12 protein-coding genes are annotated in these 16,650 nt (G+C 35.4%); all 12 read left to right on the top strand.

Annotation, left to right across the window (positions count from 1 at the left end; translation table 11 throughout):
• Nucleotide 1 precedes the first annotated feature (1 nt).
• Nucleotides 2-877 (top strand): sterol desaturase family protein, encoded by an 876-nt coding sequence (locus ACJRPK_RS11430; RefSeq protein ID WP_407140031.1) that lies wholly within the window; start codon nucleotides 2-4, stop codon nucleotides 875-877.
• Nucleotides 878-1,168: 291 nt separating this feature from the next.
• The gene (gene glp / locus ACJRPK_RS11425; protein ID WP_407140030.1) at nucleotides 1,169-2,347 is read left to right on the top strand and encodes a gephyrin-like molybdotransferase Glp; all 1,179 of its coding nucleotides are present in this window, start codon (nucleotides 1,169-1,171) and stop codon (nucleotides 2,345-2,347) included.
• A 198-nt stretch (nucleotides 2,348-2,545) separates the two neighbouring features.
• A complete protein-coding gene (locus tag ACJRPK_RS11420; RefSeq protein WP_407140029.1) occupies nucleotides 2,546-3,292 on the top strand; it encodes a sulfite exporter TauE/SafE family protein in 747 nt (248 codons plus the stop codon).
• A gap of 54 nt (nucleotides 3,293-3,346) precedes the next feature.
• Entirely contained in the window at nucleotides 3,347-3,580 is a 234-nt protein-coding gene (locus ACJRPK_RS11415) for a MoaD/ThiS family protein (RefSeq protein WP_407140028.1), read from the top strand.
• A gap of 18 nt (nucleotides 3,581-3,598) precedes the next feature.
• Nucleotides 3,599-4,681 (top strand): molybdopterin-synthase adenylyltransferase MoeB, encoded by a 1,083-nt coding sequence (moeB, locus tag ACJRPK_RS11410; RefSeq protein WP_407140027.1) that lies wholly within the window; start codon nucleotides 3,599-3,601, stop codon nucleotides 4,679-4,681.
• Nucleotides 4,678-5,118, top strand: a complete 441-nt coding sequence (locus tag ACJRPK_RS11405; RefSeq protein WP_407140026.1) for a molybdenum cofactor biosynthesis protein MoaE — start codon at nucleotides 4,678-4,680, stop codon at nucleotides 5,116-5,118. The genes moeB and ACJRPK_RS11405 overlap by 4 nt, the downstream gene beginning before the upstream one ends.
• Nucleotides 5,119-5,552: 434 nt before the next feature.
• Complete coding sequence (gene moaCB / locus ACJRPK_RS11400) at nucleotides 5,553-6,464, top strand: bifunctional molybdenum cofactor biosynthesis protein MoaC/MoaB (RefSeq protein WP_407140025.1); 912 nt, start codon at nucleotides 5,553-5,555, stop codon at nucleotides 6,462-6,464.
• A gap of 1 nt (nucleotide 6,465) precedes the next feature.
• On the top strand, nucleotides 6,466-7,473 hold the full coding sequence (gene moaA, locus ACJRPK_RS11395) for a GTP 3',8-cyclase MoaA (RefSeq protein ID WP_407140024.1): 1,008 nt from the start codon (nucleotides 6,466-6,468) through the stop codon (nucleotides 7,471-7,473).
• Between the two features lie 378 nt (nucleotides 7,474-7,851).
• Entirely contained in the window at nucleotides 7,852-9,171 is a 1,320-nt protein-coding gene (locus tag ACJRPK_RS11390) for an OprD family outer membrane porin (RefSeq protein ID WP_407140023.1), read from the top strand.
• Nucleotides 9,172-9,816: 645 nt separating this feature from the next.
• Nucleotides 9,817-10,350 carry a hypothetical protein gene (locus ACJRPK_RS11385; RefSeq protein ID WP_407140022.1) on the top strand — a complete coding sequence of 178 codons (534 nt, stop codon included), beginning with the start codon at nucleotides 9,817-9,819 and terminating at the stop codon, nucleotides 10,348-10,350.
• A gap of 6 nt (nucleotides 10,351-10,356) precedes the next feature.
• Entirely contained in the window at nucleotides 10,357-10,548 is a 192-nt protein-coding gene (locus ACJRPK_RS11380; protein WP_407140021.1) for a hypothetical protein, read from the top strand.
• Nucleotides 10,549-11,887: 1,339 nt separating this feature from the next.
• Nucleotides 11,888-16,650: PKD domain-containing protein (locus ACJRPK_RS11375; protein WP_407140020.1), on the top strand; the 4,763-nt coding region annotated here is incomplete at its 3' end.

Raw genomic sequence — 16,650 nt, 5'->3', positions numbered from 1 at the left:
TATGGAAAAGTATATTACTGCTTTTATAGATTCATTTATGAACAGTGTCAACTGGACATGGCAATCTATAGTGTTTGAAGTCCCTTGGTACACCAATTATTTTTGGGGTCTTATGGCGATTTCATTATTGGTATGGGGATTAGAAATTGCATTTCCCTGGCGAAAAGAACAGTCGATTTTCAGAAGAGATTTTTGGTTGGATGGCTTCTATATGTTTTTCAATTTCTTTGTCTTTGCAATTATTATAAGTGGCTTTTATAGATTGTTGGAGGTGTTGTTCAAAGATATTGGAGTTTCTGCAGAGAGTTTAACAGTGATTAACATTTCTGGCTTGCCGATGTGGGCACAGCTGGTCATATTTTTTATAATATTAGATTTTGTACAGTGGTTCACACATGTATTACTCCACAAGTATCCATTCTTATGGCGATATCATAAAATACATCATTCTGTAAAAGAAATGGGGTTTGCAGCACATTTGCGTTATCACTGGATGGAAAATATATTTTACAAGCCTCTTAAAACTATTGGTGTAATGGTTTTGGGTGGTTTTGAACCTGAACAAGCATATATCGTTCATTTTATTGCAATTACCATTGGGCATATCAATCACTCAAATATAAAAATTACCTGGGGCCCGTTGAAGTACATCGTCAACAATCCTGTGATGCATCTGTATCATCACTCTTATGTATTACCTAAAGGAAAATATGGTGTGAATTTCGGAATTAGCCTTAGTTTATGGGATTATATATTTAAAACGAATTATGTTCCTGAAGATAGCGGTACTATTGAGCTTGGTTTTCCCGGAGATGAAAAAGTTCCAAAGGATTTTATAAGACAAATTACCTATGGTTTTCGAAAAAGAGATAAATAATTTATCTTAAGTATACTTGAATTAAATTATAAAGTAAGATTATTTGACTAATTTATGGATGTTTAGTTTTTTATCTAAGAATAGGATGGGTTTATACTTCTCAACAATACGACTTCTAACAAACATTTATTATAGATTTAATTATGTGGAAGGAACAAGATTACCTCGTGTATGTATTACTTCTTGTGTTTTTTGCTTTCACTTATAAACATTAATCAATTTTTTAAACCTTAAATTTAAAGATCAAGTATTTAAAATTACAGTAAGAACAACCTGATATATATTAAAAATATGATTACAGTGGAGGAAGCAAGGAAATTAATATTGACTTGTGATGATATGGTTAGGCATGTAATGGAGGTAAGTTTAGAGGATGCATTGGGTTATAGTTTGGCTGAAGATATTATTTCTCTTATTGATATGCCGCCGTTTAGACAATCATCAATGGATGGCTATGCTATAAATATAGGAGACAGTTCAAATTATAAGGTAGTCGGAGAAATAAAGGCTGGAGATAGTCATGATTTTCATCTTACTTCTGGGGAGGCTGTTAGAATCTATACGGGAGCACCTGTACCTGATACCTCAAATGCTGTACTTATTCAGGAAAAAATTGAGGTTGAGGATGATCAGATTTTTACCGAAGAAACTCCCTATAGTGGTATGAATATACGACCCATGGGAGAACAAATTAGAAAAGGTGAGTTGGCTCTAAAAGCAGGTGTTAGAATAAATTCGGCACATATAGGATTTATCTCAAGCGTCGGTGTGAATAAGGTCAAAGTATACAGCAAACCATCCATTGCCATAGTTGTCACAGGAAATGAACTTGTCACCAATGGTTTGGTGCTACCATATGGTAAAGTATACGAATCTAATGGACCGATGTTAAGGAGTATGTTAGCGTCAGAACAATACAATGTTCCCGACGTCATAAGAGTTGAAGACAATTATGAAAGTACAATAAACACCTTAGGAACTACTATAAGTGATAATGATGTTGTCATAATCACAGGAGGGATTTCGGTAGGAAAGTATGATTTTGTTGGTAGAGCTTTAAAAAATTTGAATGTCCAAGAAATTTTCTATAAAGTAAATCAAAAACCCGGAAAACCATTGTTTTATGGAAAAAAAGGAAATACGTCAATTTTCGCCTTACCGGGAAATCCGGCTGCAGCTTTGACTTGTTTTTATATATATGTTTACCCATTACTCAAAACGTTGGAAGGAGCTTTAAAAAAAGAATTAAATAGTCTTAACCTTAGTTCATTATCAAACTATAATTCAAAAGAGAGTCGCGCTCAATTTTTAAAAGCTGTTATACAGGAGGGTGGTGTTCAAATTCTGGGCGGGCAAAGTTCGGCTATGCTTTCGGCATTTGGTGAGGCAAATGCTTTGGTTTTTTTACCCGAAAATACTTTCAATATTACCAAAGGTGATAAGGTAAAAACGATTCTATTACCTTGGTAGCTTTAAACTTTAAGCTTGAAGGATTGTAAGATGTGGCTCAATCATTTTTTTAAGTAAAGGATATGTGAATTATAGAGATTCCTATTACTTTAGATAACGGGATAGAAAAAGGATAATTTATTAAAACAGTAGAACAAATAAAATGAACTTTAACGATTGAACTACATATTTTAAATGTATTAATTATAAAAAATGCATATGATTAGTGAAGTCAATGATTTATGGGTTTTTATTGGTATTCTGCCGATAATCGCATTCCTATATGCAGGTGTGGGACATGGTGGAGCCAGCGGATATCTGGCACTTATGTCAATATTTTCTGTGACGCCAGAAATGATGAAACCCACGGCATTACTCTTAAATTTATTTGTAGCCGGAACATCTTTTTTTTATTATTATAAGGGTGGCTTTTTTAATAAAAACCTCTTTTTTTACTTTGCGATTACTTCAATTCCCATGGCTTATTTGGGAGGTTTAATAGAACTCGATGCCACGATTTACAAAAGAATTCTGGGAGTTTTACTAATTTTCGCGGTGCTTAAAATGCTGAATGTTTTTGGGAAAGAAAGTGAGATACTACATAAAATAAAACTTTGGCAAGGTTTGGTGGTTGGTGCAGTAATAGGTTTCTTTTCCGGTTTAATTGGGATAGGAGGAGGCATCATTTTGACACCTATAATTCTATTGTTCCATTGGGGTAAAATGAAGGAGGCCGCAGCAGTATCTGCATTATTTATTTGGGTAAATTCTATAGCGGGACTTGCTGGACAACTAACAAATGGAGTCGTTTTGAGTAGCCAATCGTTTTTAATGGTTGGAGTGGCAGTTGTAGGAGGTTTTTTGGGAAGTTATTATGGGAGTAAAAGAATGAGTAATAAAATGGTGCGATATATGCTCTCAATAGTATTGATTACCGCCTCGCTCAAGTTAATTTTTATAGAGTGATAAATAATTAAAAAATTGTATGACTAGATTAGTTAACCTTAATGAAATTTGAAAATGATTATTGATATAAAATATTTTGGGATGCTCGCCGAAATAACTGGATGTAGTAATGAAAAGTTTGAGTGTTCAAATACTAAGATTTCCGAATTAAAAAAAAACTTAATTAATCGATATCCGGGTCTCAATAATGTGAACTTTACAATTGCTCAAGATCAAGAAATAGTGAATGAGAATAATAAAATTACCGGAGAAGAAGTTGCAATTTTTCCACCTTTTTCAGGAGGATAAATCTTTAAAAATTATATATTGAGTAGATACAGCAGACATATTATTTTAGAAGAAATTGGAGTTTCTGGCCAAAAGAAAATACATGCAGCAAAAGTATTAATTGTTGGTGCCGGAGGACTTGGATGCCCCATTCTACAATATTTGGTTGCAGCAGGAATAGGAACTATAGGAATTGTCGATCATGATATTGTTGAAGAATCAAATTTACAACGACAAGTACTGTTTGGAATGAGTTATCTTGGCAAAAATAAAGCCATGGCCGCCCGTGAAATGCTTTTGAATCTCAATCCTACAATAAAAATTAATACGTATCCTACAAAGTTGATTTCAGAAAATGTAAGGGATATTTTTACTACCTATGATATCATTGTGGATGCAACGGATAACTTTTCAACTCGTTATTTAATAAATGATGCCGCCGTAATTTTAAATAAACCAGTGATTTATGGAGCTATTTATAAGTTCGAAGGTCAGGTGACTGTTTTTAACTATAAAAATGGTCCAAGCTACCGCTGCCTTTTTCCTTATCCAGCTCAAAAAGGACTAGTATCTAATTGTGAAGAAATAGGTGTTTTAGGAATATTACCAGGAATAATCGGTACATTACAAGCTAATGAGGTACTTAAGATTGTTTTGGGAATAGGAGAGCCCTTATCAGGAAAATTATTTTGTTACAATGCGCTCACTAATCAATCAACAACAATTAAAGTAGCAAGAATTAAAGAGACAATACGACTGGTGAAGCAGCGCGGTGAAGATTTTGAAATTTTTGATGAGGTATCTAATTGTAATATAACTCTAAACCAAATATGTGTTGAAGATATTCAGGATGATGATGATATTCAATATATCGATGTACGGGGGTTAGCTGAGCTACCTCGATTTTTTCATAAAAACCTTGTTAAAATTTCATTACATGAGTTAACCGATAATTTACAAATGATTTCAAAAGATAAAAAAGTTATTGTCTTTTGTAAAACTGGTCAACGCAGTAATCAGGCAATTTCCCTCTTAAGAAAAAATAATATAACAAATTGTTGGAGTTTAAAGGGTGGTGTATCCGCATTAACCAACTTAAAGTTAATAAAACGTACTGAATGAAAACAACCTATAAAAATGTATTCAAAACCGGAGCGATTACTTCAGGATTTATTGGGAACGCAATTCAAAAACATCAATCAAAAACTGCTATTGGAGCACATAATATTTTCTTGGGTCAGGTACGAGCTGATGTGATAGAGGATAAAACTGTAATTGCAATTGAATATACTGCTCATGAAGAGATGGCAAACAAGAAATTTTATGAAATAAGGGAGATTGCATTTGAGAAATTTGATCTCACGTGCATGCATATATATCACAGTCTTGGAGAGGTGACAACCGGTGAAATATGCTTGTTTGTTTTTGTGTCATCTCCCAGACGAAAAGTGGTTTTTGAGGCGTTAAATTTTATCGTTGAAGCTATAAAAGCAGACGTTCCTATTTTCGGAAAAGAAATATTTGAAGATCAGTCGCATCAATGGAAAATTAATAGTTAAACAAATGTTTATTTGTTGAATCGTTAAAATTGTAAATTTATAATTATGCCACATAATTTTTTGTTTGAAAAATTAAATTTTTTGGGTGATTCTGAAGTATTAGTTAAACTAATTTAATTAGTTACCAAAGAATTTTCAAGTTAAGAAAAATTCGGTTGGACAAACCAACATAAAAGAGCTTCAATTATCTCTTACTATTAAATTTAGTAGAAGGTACATCCAGATGAACAAATAAAGATAAAGCACATTTTACGAGAAAACTTTTAGTGCGTAAAGGGAAGTTTTAAAGTAACTTATCATTGTTAGTGAGCTGGGTTTGTTTAATGAAATTGAATATCTAATATTTAGAAAAGAATGAAAAATATCAGATGTATTGAACTCATTACGAAACTCACAAATAAACGGTTAAACAAATCACCAAATTTAAAATTCAAATGGTAGACATCACACATAAGAATACCACGTTGCGTACAGCAACAGCGCAAGCTATTGTAAAGGTAAGTAGTCAAAATACGATTACGGCTCTTGAGAACAAAACGGTGCCAAAGGGTGATGTATTTGCTATGAGTAAGGCAGCTGGATTACTCGGTGTAAAAAAAACACCAGAGTTGCTTCCGGATTGCCATCCGTTGCCTATTGAATTTACAGGAATTGATTTTGTAATTGATGGATTAGAAATTAAAGTATTGGTAACCGTAAAAACCATTTATAAAACCGGTGTGGAGGTAGAAGCAATGCATGGTGCAAGTGTGGTTGCTCTTAATATGTATGATATGTTGAAGCCTATTGATAAAGGCATCGAAATTCATCATATAAAACTCATCGAGAAAACAGGTGGTAAGTCTGGTTTTAAAGACAAATTTAGACGTGATTTAAAAGCTGCTGTTATTGTCTGTTCAGATTCTATTTCTGCAGGTGAAAAACAAGATAAAGCAGGAAAAGCGATTATAGCAAAATTAGAAAACAGCGATGTAGCTATACTAGATTATATTAGCATTCCAGATGAAGTTGCAGTCATTCAGGAAAAAGCAAAATACTATCAATCTCAAGGGGCAGATTTGATTATTTATACTGGCGGAACTGGTTTATCTCAAAGGGATGTGACACCAGAAGCACTGAAACCATTACTCGATAGAACCATACCTGGAATAGAAGAAACAATAAGAAAATATGGTCAAGATCGTATGCCTTATGCTATGTTGTCCAGAAGTGTAGCAGGAACAATAAAAAATTCACTCGTTCTCGCATTGCCAGGATCTACCAATGGAGCAAGAGAGTCGATGGATGCTATCTTTCCTTCCCTTTTACACGTTTTCGGAATTCTCAAAGGTGCAAGACACGATTAATATGAAAAACGAAAAAAAAAGCGTGCTTACAGATACTTTTGGCCGCGAACATAACTACCTTCGTATCTCACTTACCGAACGTTGCAATTTGCGATGTACATATTGTATGCCAGCAGATGGTATAACGCTTTCCCCTAAGTCTCATATTATGACTTATGAGGAAATCTATACCATCGCCAAAGAATTTGTAGCTAATGGTGTTACCAAAATAAGACTTACTGGTGGCGAACCATTAGTGAGGAAAGATGCTGCATTGATTATGGAAAAGCTGGCAACACTTCCTATAGAATTAGCAATTACTACCAATGGTGTCCTTGTAGATAGATTTATAGAAACATTCAAAAAATGTGGGATTAAAACCGTTAATATAAGCTTAGACTCATTGAGTGCTAGTAAGAATAAGTCAATTACACGACGCGATTATTTTACAAAAGTGTATAATAACATTCAGTTATTATTAAAAGAAGGATTTGAAGTGAAGCTGAATTGTGTCTTGATGAAAGGCTTTAATGATAACGAAATCGTTGATTTTATAGAATTAACTAAGGAACAACCATTGCAAATAAGATTTATTGAATTTATGCCATTTGATGGCAATAAATGGAATATGGAAAAGCTCGTTTCTCTTGAAGATATATTGAAACAAGTATATAATCGTTATGACATTTCTGATTTTATTAGGCTAAACGATAAACCAAATGACACCGCCAAAAACTATCAAATTAAAGGCTATAAAGGTACGTTTGCAATCATCAGTTCTGTAACAAATCCTTTTTGCGATAGTTGTAATAGAATACGACTAACAGCCAATGGACACCTCAAAAATTGTTTATTTTCAACTACAGAGTCTGATGTATTGACACCACTTCGTAATGGAAATCCAATAGCAGCTGTCATTAAAAAAGCAGTGCTCGCAAAGAAAAACACACGTAACGGGATGGATACACTTCAAAAATTTAAAGACCCTGCATTTCATAATAACCGGAGTATGATCGCGATAGGGGGTTAATAAGATGCCCCTGGTATATGTCTTAACTTATGATCAGTGCCAGTCCTTTCTTTTAAAAACTTAAGAAATCATTCAAATTTTAATAGCAATATTAAGTTAGTGAAGATTTATTTTATCTGAAAATCAATTAATTATGTCTTAAAATTTTGTTGGTTTCAATAAACTTCAGTCTTATTTTATCGATCGGTCTTTTCTGAAGAACATCTTAATGAATTTGGGATAAATAACGATTTAAATTGCGCATTGTAAAGTAACAATTGTTACTGAAAATAATCGTATTTCCTTGTTCTTTTGTAAAGAAATGAGAAAACAAAACATGGTATGCTAAACATTAAAAACTTCATTTTTCTACTCTTAAGTTTTCTAAGTTGTTCTAATATGTATTCACAAAGCCATAATTTTAATGATAACGACAAGATCACATCTTTAAAAGAAATCTTTACAGAAGCTCATTTAGAAGGTCATATTCGCAATTTCTTTATGAGTACTAGTAATCAAAATAACTTAAAAGACTATTATACGAACGCTACAGGTGGTTCCATTGCACTTAAGACCAAAGAATTTAAAGGATTTGAGTTAGGGGTCAAAGGTATATTTACCTATCAGACTTTTTCATCAGACTTGAATAAGCCAGATGCTACAACCGGAAGAATTTCAAAATGGGAACACGAACTGTATAATATCAATGACTTTGATAATTTTAATGACCTGGATCGATTAGAAGAATTATATTTAAAGTATAATTTTGGGCACGGTTATCTCACCTACGGAAAACTGGAGATTGAAGATACGCCTTTACTAAACGAAAGTGACGGCAGGATGAAACCTTTTGTTTTTAAAGGCTTGTGGCTAAATTATGAATTGATGGACGGACATCATTTTAATCTCAGTTGGCTGGATCGTGTTTCACCGCGAAGTACGGTAGAATGGTATGATTTCAATGAGGCTATAGGGCTTACCAACAATGGCTTCCAACCTAATGGGGAGGTCGCACAGTATCATGAAAATACAAATTCTAGAGGGATTGGAATTTTTAATTATTCCGGAAATGTGAAAGATTGGACTTTTCATTTTTACAATGTGCATTTAGATAGGATAATCAATACATCTTGGTTACAAATTGATTATTTATTTAGAAACTGGAATATGGGTATTCAATATGCACTTCAATTCCCTTTGGATTATCAAAATAAATTGGCATATAATGAAAGATATATTCAGGATACAGAAAACGGTCAAGTTTTGAGCACACAATTACAATATAAATTTACTAAGATGAAACTTAGTGCAGCGTTTACTCATGCGTTTGATACGGGTAGGTTTCTTTCTCCGCGAGAGCTGGGAAGAGACCAATTATTTACCTCAATTTCAAGATCACGTATAGATGGTTTTGGAAATGTAACTGTTTTAACCTTTGGAGGAAGTTATGATTTTAAATCTGATAGATGTACTATGGAATTAGAATTTACGCGACTTTTTGGGGCAACAGTGAATGAATTTGAAAACAATAAGTACAATCTCGATGCGTATTATCAGGTGAATTCTCGTTTTCATTACGGTCTTAAAGGATTTTTTGACGGACTCAATTTTGATATTTTATATGTCTATAAAAAGAATGTAAACAATAATGAACCAACTCTAATTTTTAATAGAAGTAATTATCATCAAATTAATTTTATAACCAATTATAATTTCTGAGAGTCAGATTAAATTAAAAACTCTACTGTACTCTTGCAAAAAACAACACCCTTTTCTTTGGTAGGTGAATTAATATAGATCATGGTGTAGTCATCTTCTTTAATCCAGGCATTCAAATTCATTTCTCTACCTCAGGAAGGTTTTATGATTTTTACAGCAATATCTACCTGAGAGGTATTGCCACGCATATTATCATCAGCTTTCTTCACCACACCTAAGCAGTAAGGTCGTGCTGGCTTTGAATCGATAAAATGGGCATTACTATAATAATGATCACTATAAATGATTTAGGTGATTTCATACTTTTCATAGCATTAAAATCAATCTCAAAACCGTCTGCAAAAACAACTTAGTTTTGCCAAAGGTGTAATGGTAAATCCTGATAGAAGTTACCAAAACCGTGACAGGAAACAATTATGTCTTCGGGATGGAGAATACTTAAATATGCATCGAAAGAAGTTCCTGAATATGCAGCAGCACCGAAAAATGCTACTTAAAAAACACAAAATGAAGAAGAAGGGGATAAAAAAACCTACTGTATCCAAAAAAAAAGTAAAAAACCACTCTTTAATTAAGAGGTAAGGAAGCGTGCTGGTGATCTACACAAAATTCTTACATCCGTTTCAAAAACACTAAAATTGAGAAATGAGAAATCTAATACTTTTATATACGGTGGCATTTTTAGTGTCGCCAATTATCGCTATTTCTCAAAATGATGAAAATAACAATAAATCATATTTATTGGTAGACGTAAGCTATATGAGAGATGCTGTTTTTATGGGAGGGCTTGATTCTATTGCCACTTCATATCTTTATTCTTCTATGGGGTATTACGACAAATCAGGTTTTTATGCCAATGCTTCACTCTCTTACTTAACACCATCCGATGAGGGTAGAGTAGACCTTTCCTTAATTATATCTGGATATGGATATACTGATAGAAGATTTACTTCCGAAATCTCTGGAACTGCCTATTTTTGTGATCAAGACAGCTACAATGTACGATCACAGGTTGTAGCTGATTTTACCGGAAGTTTGGGTTACGACTTTACTATTTTAAAGCTCTTAACAACAGGAAGTAGTTATTTTAATAATAATAGCGGCGCTGATATTTTTGTTGGTTTGCATCTCAAAAAAATGTTTTATATGCTGAATAATAAGTTATCGATTATGCTTTAGAGAAGCTTGTATGGTGGGTCTCAGTATTTTTATGAAGAGTATTACATAAATAATCGTCAGGGTAACGGTAATTGTGGAGGGCAAGGAAGTGGAGGTATGGGGTCTGGAGATTTGAACTCCTATGTGGCTGATATCAAGGAGGTTGATGAATTCAATATTTTGAGCTACGAATTAAGTATTCCCCTCCATTATTTTTAAAAGTCAGTTATTTTCTCATTTACTCCAGAATTCCCGTTTCCACAAAGCAGAGCTATTATAACTACAGGACAACAAACTTTTAAAGAGGATCTGGATAACACTTTTTTACTGGTCTGTAGGAATCAGTTATTGGTTGTATACTAAAAAAAGGAAATAGCGCTTTTTATTATGATCATTTATAAAAATAACCTTTCGATACTGTCCAGTAAAAATATAAAGTAAAGTGCTCGCTATGCTCGTAATTCCATTGAGGGAATCCTTGGCAAGCGTTGAAACCACAATCCACTGCGTGTGTTTGCTTTGTTACTTGCAAAAGCAAATGCAATTAGATTAAGTGTTGTTCTTGTTAGTTTCCTTCCTTTGAAGTAAGGGTTAGGGATATATGTTTTATATCAAGAAAAAAGGGAGTACTCGCTTTGCTCGTCATCCCCAGATGGTAATCCTTGACAAGCATAGAAACCACAACCCACAATAAAAATTGTAGGTTTGCATTTGCGGAGAATGAGGAACTATCTATTTATCTTTATATAATTGATAATCAGTTTTTTATATAAATTTTGTGAATTTATGTACCTTTTATTGAATAGTTTATATCTTGACATAATTTAAAACACTGTTGGCAGTGCTCTTATATATTCAAAATTCAAACTTCATGATTTAGAATATAGTAGATGTTGAGAGTTTGTAATAGAGTAGTGCTATTAATATTTATTTTTCCAATAATTGTGTTCATTAAGAATCATAACTGATGGGTAATAGATTCAAATAAACACGATGCTTTTCATTTTAAATCCATATAAATACTTAATGTGAAGCCTTGAGTTTCTAGTCAACACTATAAATCCGATGCGATAGTTGATTTTAGATCATAAAAAGGTTCGCTAAACCCAGACAACAACTTTTGTTCTTAAAAAATAACACCTATTCGCTACAATTCACATATTTCTCTTTGATGAGGCAATAGACTTATTTCGAACACTCTTAACTACTTCAAGTCAATAAAAAGGTAGGGTTATAAATATCGTTTATAAGCACTATTAAAATGCTTTGTTATACTACGATTGGATACCGTAATTATATTATGGTTTTTCCTTTGTTAAAATTATAAAAAAAATGTTAATTTCGACCACATAAATTAACATAATTCATTGCATTTAATAAAAATTATATCATTGAGCGATTTTTATTGTATTTCATCGATATTTGATGAGATATGATGTATGCTTTTAAGTTTATTCTTTTTTGAAATGGTACTATGGTACCCTGTGAATAAATGTGCTTTTATTAAATGTTTTTTAAGACCTACCTGGAATAAGGTAAAACTAGTCCCGTTATAACTATGAAACACCTCTACTTTTTTGACAAACAATTTTTCTCCCAAGTAAAATTTGGCTGTAAACTGAATCACTTAATTTTCACCATATTCTTTTTGGTGTTTGGCTATACCCATGCGCAAAACTGTACAGTGAATGCTGGTTTGAATCGGACTATTTGTCAAAACGAAGCATTGGTATTAAATGGAAGCAGTTCAGGTAGCGTTCAAAATGGACCTTTTTGGAGTCAGGTTGGAGGTCCCTCGGTGGTTATTACAGATACTAACAATCCCAACACCACAGTAACAGGTTTTAGTGGAGGTAATACTTATATATTTAGGTATTCGGCAACATGTACAATTGGAGGTGATGTGTTTCAGGACGTAAGTATAACAGTAGAACCCATAACAATTGCAAATGCAGGAAATGACATTGCTTCTTGCCCTGATAGCTCTGGTTCCATTATCATAAGTGCAAATAATCCCGCTAATCCCGGCGAGACTGGTGTTTGGTCAGTGGTGGGAGGCAATGGAGCCGGAGTCAGCATAAACTTTCCGACCTCTGCCACTACTCCCATTAATCTATCAGCCTCAAGTGCTGGTACTTCTATTTTAAGATGGACTATTACGGGACCGGATTATGCTCCAAGCACATTCTGCGAATCGTTTGATGAAATAACTGTAACAAATTACGGAGGAGTAGAACCTGTTGATGCTGGCGTAGATCAAACATTATCCAACTGTTATACGGCAACACAATCGACCTCTTTAAGTGGAACTTTTGGCGGTAATAATATAAATGGTCAGCAAGGTACATGGTCATTTGTTAGCGGACCTAATACTCCGACGATTGCTAACGTGAATAGTGCGGGCACTTCAGTATCGGGATTGGTTGAAGGAACATATACATTTAGATGGGACGTATCGGGGCCCTGTGCTAATGGAAGTGATACAGTTAACATTATAGTGCCTGCAGCAACTCAGGATGTGTCGAACGCTTCAATTCAGGATCGTAACCAACGTTTTTGTGATACTTCAGTAACACAGACAACGCTTGTTGGTTCTGATCCTGACTTTACCAATGAAACAGTTCTTTGGGAACAAATCGACGGGAATCCTCCTGTTACTATTGTGGACCCCACAAACCCTACGACACAGGTAACCGGATTAACAGCTCCTAATTCTTATCAGTTTAGATATACGATTATTAATAATATAACAGGCTGTACATCTTCTGATACAGGAAGGGTTAGGTATAATACTGATCCTGTAAGCATCACGGTAAACTCAGGGAATGACATTACTGCTGCCTGCGGAGAAACTAATCTAAATATACCCTTTACCTTTACCGGGGGAAACCAAACTCAATATAGTATAATTAATGGACCGACAGATTCGGCATTAGGTTTTCCTACCTCTTTCCAAAATGCAGGAGGTAATTCAGTAACTATAAACAGTTTTGATGCACCCGGTACATACACAATTTCTTTTAGAAGAAGATCTACTGGACAGGTATTAACTACCTGTAATGAAGCTACAGATGATGTACGTGTTACTATATCATTGCCTCCTACAGGTGCTAATGCAGGAACATCGCAAAATCTTACTTGTGGAGCTACTACGGGTTCATTAGCTGGTAATGTAGTAACTGTAGGAACGTCAACTTGGTCACAAATTAGTGGGCCAAATAATGCAACTATTGCCGATATTTATGCATCAACTACCGGAGTTTCTAATTTAATTCCCGGATTGTATACCTTTAGATACTCAATTAGTGGAGGAGGGGCTTGTCCCGTAGAAACTGCAGATACACAAATTTTTGTGTCCTCGGCGGTCAATGGTCCTTCTAATGCAGGTACAAATCAAAATATATGTTTCAATGCACCGGCTCAACTAGCTGCCAATTCACCCACAGACGATCAGATAGGCACCTGGTCAGGGCCTCCTGGTATCGTTTTTGAAGATGTTAATGACCCTAACACTATTGCAACCGGATTTTCTTCTCCGTCGACTGTTTATACGTTACAATGGTCGGTAGAGAATACAACCGTTAATTGTGGAGCTGCTTCAGTGAGTACAGTAAATATTACAACTTCTGCTCAAGAATCACCAACTGAATCAAATGCAGGGGCTGACCAATGTTTGGCGGGAGGGACTACCACTATTAATTTGACCGCCAATAATCCTGATATTGATGAACAAGGATTGTGGACAGTGAACCCTTCAGCAGGAGTAGTTTTTGCAGATGCTACTCAGGCAAACACAACAGCCACAGTACCATCTGATGGTACTTATATATTCACTTGGACTATTGATTATACTACCTCTAATGGTTGTGCTCCTACATCAGATGATATTGAAGTGACTATAGCTAGTACAGCTTTGGCAAACGCTGGACCTGATCAAAAGCTCTGTGCAAATTCTTTCACGATGGCAGCAGATCCGGCGAATCCGCCCGGTGTAGGAACCTGGAATTTAGTGAGCGGAAATGGAGGTTTTACGGTAGATGATATCAATAGTCCAACAGCTACGTTCTCGAATCTTTTAGATGGCACGTATGTTTTTCAATGGAGGATTGATTACGGAAATTGCTCTTTTGCTACAGATGAGGTTTCAATAACAGTAGGTATTCCACCATCGACAGCAAATATTCCTGGAGGAAACCAAGTCATTTGTAGTGCAACTTCAACCACTATAGCTGCAGATGCTATCAGTGATCCTAATACCGAATCTGGAGTTTGGACTCTTTTATCTGGAGCACCAAATACGCCAACTATAACAAACCCTAGTAATAATAATACAACTGTAACGGGACTTACAACCGGAAGTTATACTTTTCGATGGACAGTAAGTGGAAACTCTCCTTTATGTCCAAGTACTTCAGATGAAATTATAGTAGAAGTGTATGCTCCTGCAGATGCAGGACCGAATCAAGATTTATGCGAAGCAACCAGTGTATTTTTAGAGGCAACTTCGGGGACGACAGGTACTTGGTCTCAGGTAGCAAATGGAGCTCCGGTGTCAACTATTACGCAATCGCCTGTTGACAGTAATACTGCTAATGCTAGTGTAACTCCTGGTAATACGTATATTTTTGAGTATACTACGGATTATACTGGATCCGGTGCGGCATGTAACAATTCTGATCAGGTGACTATAGTGGTGAGTTCTGGTCCTAGTATTGATCCGGATGCTGGCCCCGATCAGGATATTTGTATTGCAGATACAGGAGGAACAGCCACTTTGGCCGGAAATACAGCCCCGGTAGATGTTAATCCTGCGACTTGGACATTTGTATCTGAACCAAGCGGAAGTGTAGCTGTAATTAGCTCACCTAATAGCGAAAACTCTACCGTAACTGGTCTTACCGTACCTGGATTATACATTTTACAATGGAATTTTGAAAGTGATTTTTGTACAGATAAAGCCGATATCGTAAGAATTCAGATGTATGAAGCACCCAGCACGGCAAATGCAGGAGCAGATCAACCCAATGCTTGTCAATTAGATGCTCAGTTAAATGCTACAACACCATCGGTGGGAATAGGAACCTGGTCATTTGCAAATCCAGCTGATGATCCATCAGGGGGAGCTGCCATAATCGATAGTCCCAATAATCCTAATTCGACACTTTCAAACATTACAACTTTAGGGACATATGTGTTAACCTGGACAGTGTCTAACGGACCTTTTACAAATCCTTCCCTATGTGAGCCGTCAACAGATACAGTTGCAATTACGTTTACAGATGTTCCTCCTAGCCAAGCTAATGCAGGACCTGATCAAGAACTTTGTAATGCAGATCAAACCACATTCGAAGCCATTCCGGTTTCTGCAGGAACCGGTGTTTGGGACCAAATTTCAGGACCAAATATAGCCACGATTGCTTCTCCCAACAATCCTAATAGTTTGGTATTTGGAATGATCGAAGGGGTATATGAATTTAGATGGACCACGAGTAACGGAGGGTGTTCTTTCGAAGATTTCGTGCAAATCACCATATTATCTCAACCCATAACAGCTAATGCTGGTCCTAATCAGGTAGTCCCAGAATTTTCTTCAATTACTCTCGGAGCTACACCGCCATCTGTCGGTCAGGGGTTGTGGGACCAAGTATCAGGACCTAATACAGCAACAATTATTAATCCTAATGATCCTAATTCCCAAGTTGCAGGAACAACAATTGGATCTTATGTATTTAGATGGACAGTATCTAATGGAGGTTGTCCTTCAGTTTCTGATACCGTTCAGATTGAAGTGGTTGGTAATTCTGATTTAGAGCTCACCAAGTCTGTTTTCCCTGCATCTGCCAAAGTAGGAGAGGTGGTAACATTTACTTTGGCGGTTTTTAATAATAATACTTCAGGAGGCAACTCAAATGCCGCGGGAGTATCTGTAGTGGATGCTATACCGGCAGGCTATACTTTGGTTGCAGGGTCGGTTAGTAATGGAGGAAATTATAATGCAGGAAATTTTACTATTACCTGGAATAATTTAAGTGTAGCGAACGGCAATACATTAAATCTCACATTTGATGCTACAGTGAATGCAGCAGGATCTTACGATAATTCAGCAGAAATTACAGCTAGTAATCAGTTCGATCCGGACTCTACTCCTGGAAATAGTGTTGCTACTGAAGATGATCAAAGTTCTGTAGCGGTTACTATTATTCCTAATGATCCTCCAGTAGCGGTAAACGATGAGAGTCTGGCCAATGTTGCGGGTACGAGAGTGAATGTTATGATTTTAGTAAATGACAGTGATGCTGATGGTAGTTTAGATGCAGCGAG

Origin of the sequence: Aquimarina sp. 2-A2, assembly GCF_045505135.1 — a bacterium.
Classification (GTDB): Bacteria; Bacteroidota; Bacteroidia; order Flavobacteriales; family Flavobacteriaceae; genus Aquimarina; species Aquimarina intermedia.
Note: the sequence above shows the minus strand (reverse complement) of the source record. Positions and strands in the feature narration are given on the sequence as shown.

Excerpts from the sequence above, each read along its gene's own strand:
- moaCB (WP_407140025.1), top strand. The coding sequence starts at position 5,553 with ATGGTAGACATCACACATAAGAATACCACGTTGCGTACAGCAACAGCG.
- glp (WP_407140030.1), top strand. The coding sequence starts at position 1,169 with ATGATTACAGTGGAGGAAGCAAGGAAATTAATATTGACTTGTGATGAT.
- ACJRPK_RS11385 (WP_407140022.1), top strand. The coding sequence starts at position 9,817 with ATGAGAAATCTAATACTTTTATATACGGTGGCATTTTTAGTGTCGCCA.
- ACJRPK_RS11430 (WP_407140031.1), top strand. The coding sequence starts at position 2 with ATGGAAAAGTATATTACTGCTTTTATAGATTCATTTATGAACAGTGTC.
- moaA (WP_407140024.1), top strand. The coding sequence starts at position 6,466 with ATGAAAAACGAAAAAAAAAGCGTGCTTACAGATACTTTTGGCCGCGAA.
- ACJRPK_RS11390 (WP_407140023.1), top strand. The coding sequence starts at position 7,852 with ATGTATTCACAAAGCCATAATTTTAATGATAACGACAAGATCACATCT.
- ACJRPK_RS11415 (WP_407140028.1), top strand. The coding sequence starts at position 3,347 with ATGATTATTGATATAAAATATTTTGGGATGCTCGCCGAAATAACTGGA.
- ACJRPK_RS11405 (WP_407140026.1), top strand. The coding sequence starts at position 4,678 with ATGAAAACAACCTATAAAAATGTATTCAAAACCGGAGCGATTACTTCA.
- ACJRPK_RS11420 (WP_407140029.1), top strand. The coding sequence starts at position 2,546 with ATGATTAGTGAAGTCAATGATTTATGGGTTTTTATTGGTATTCTGCCG.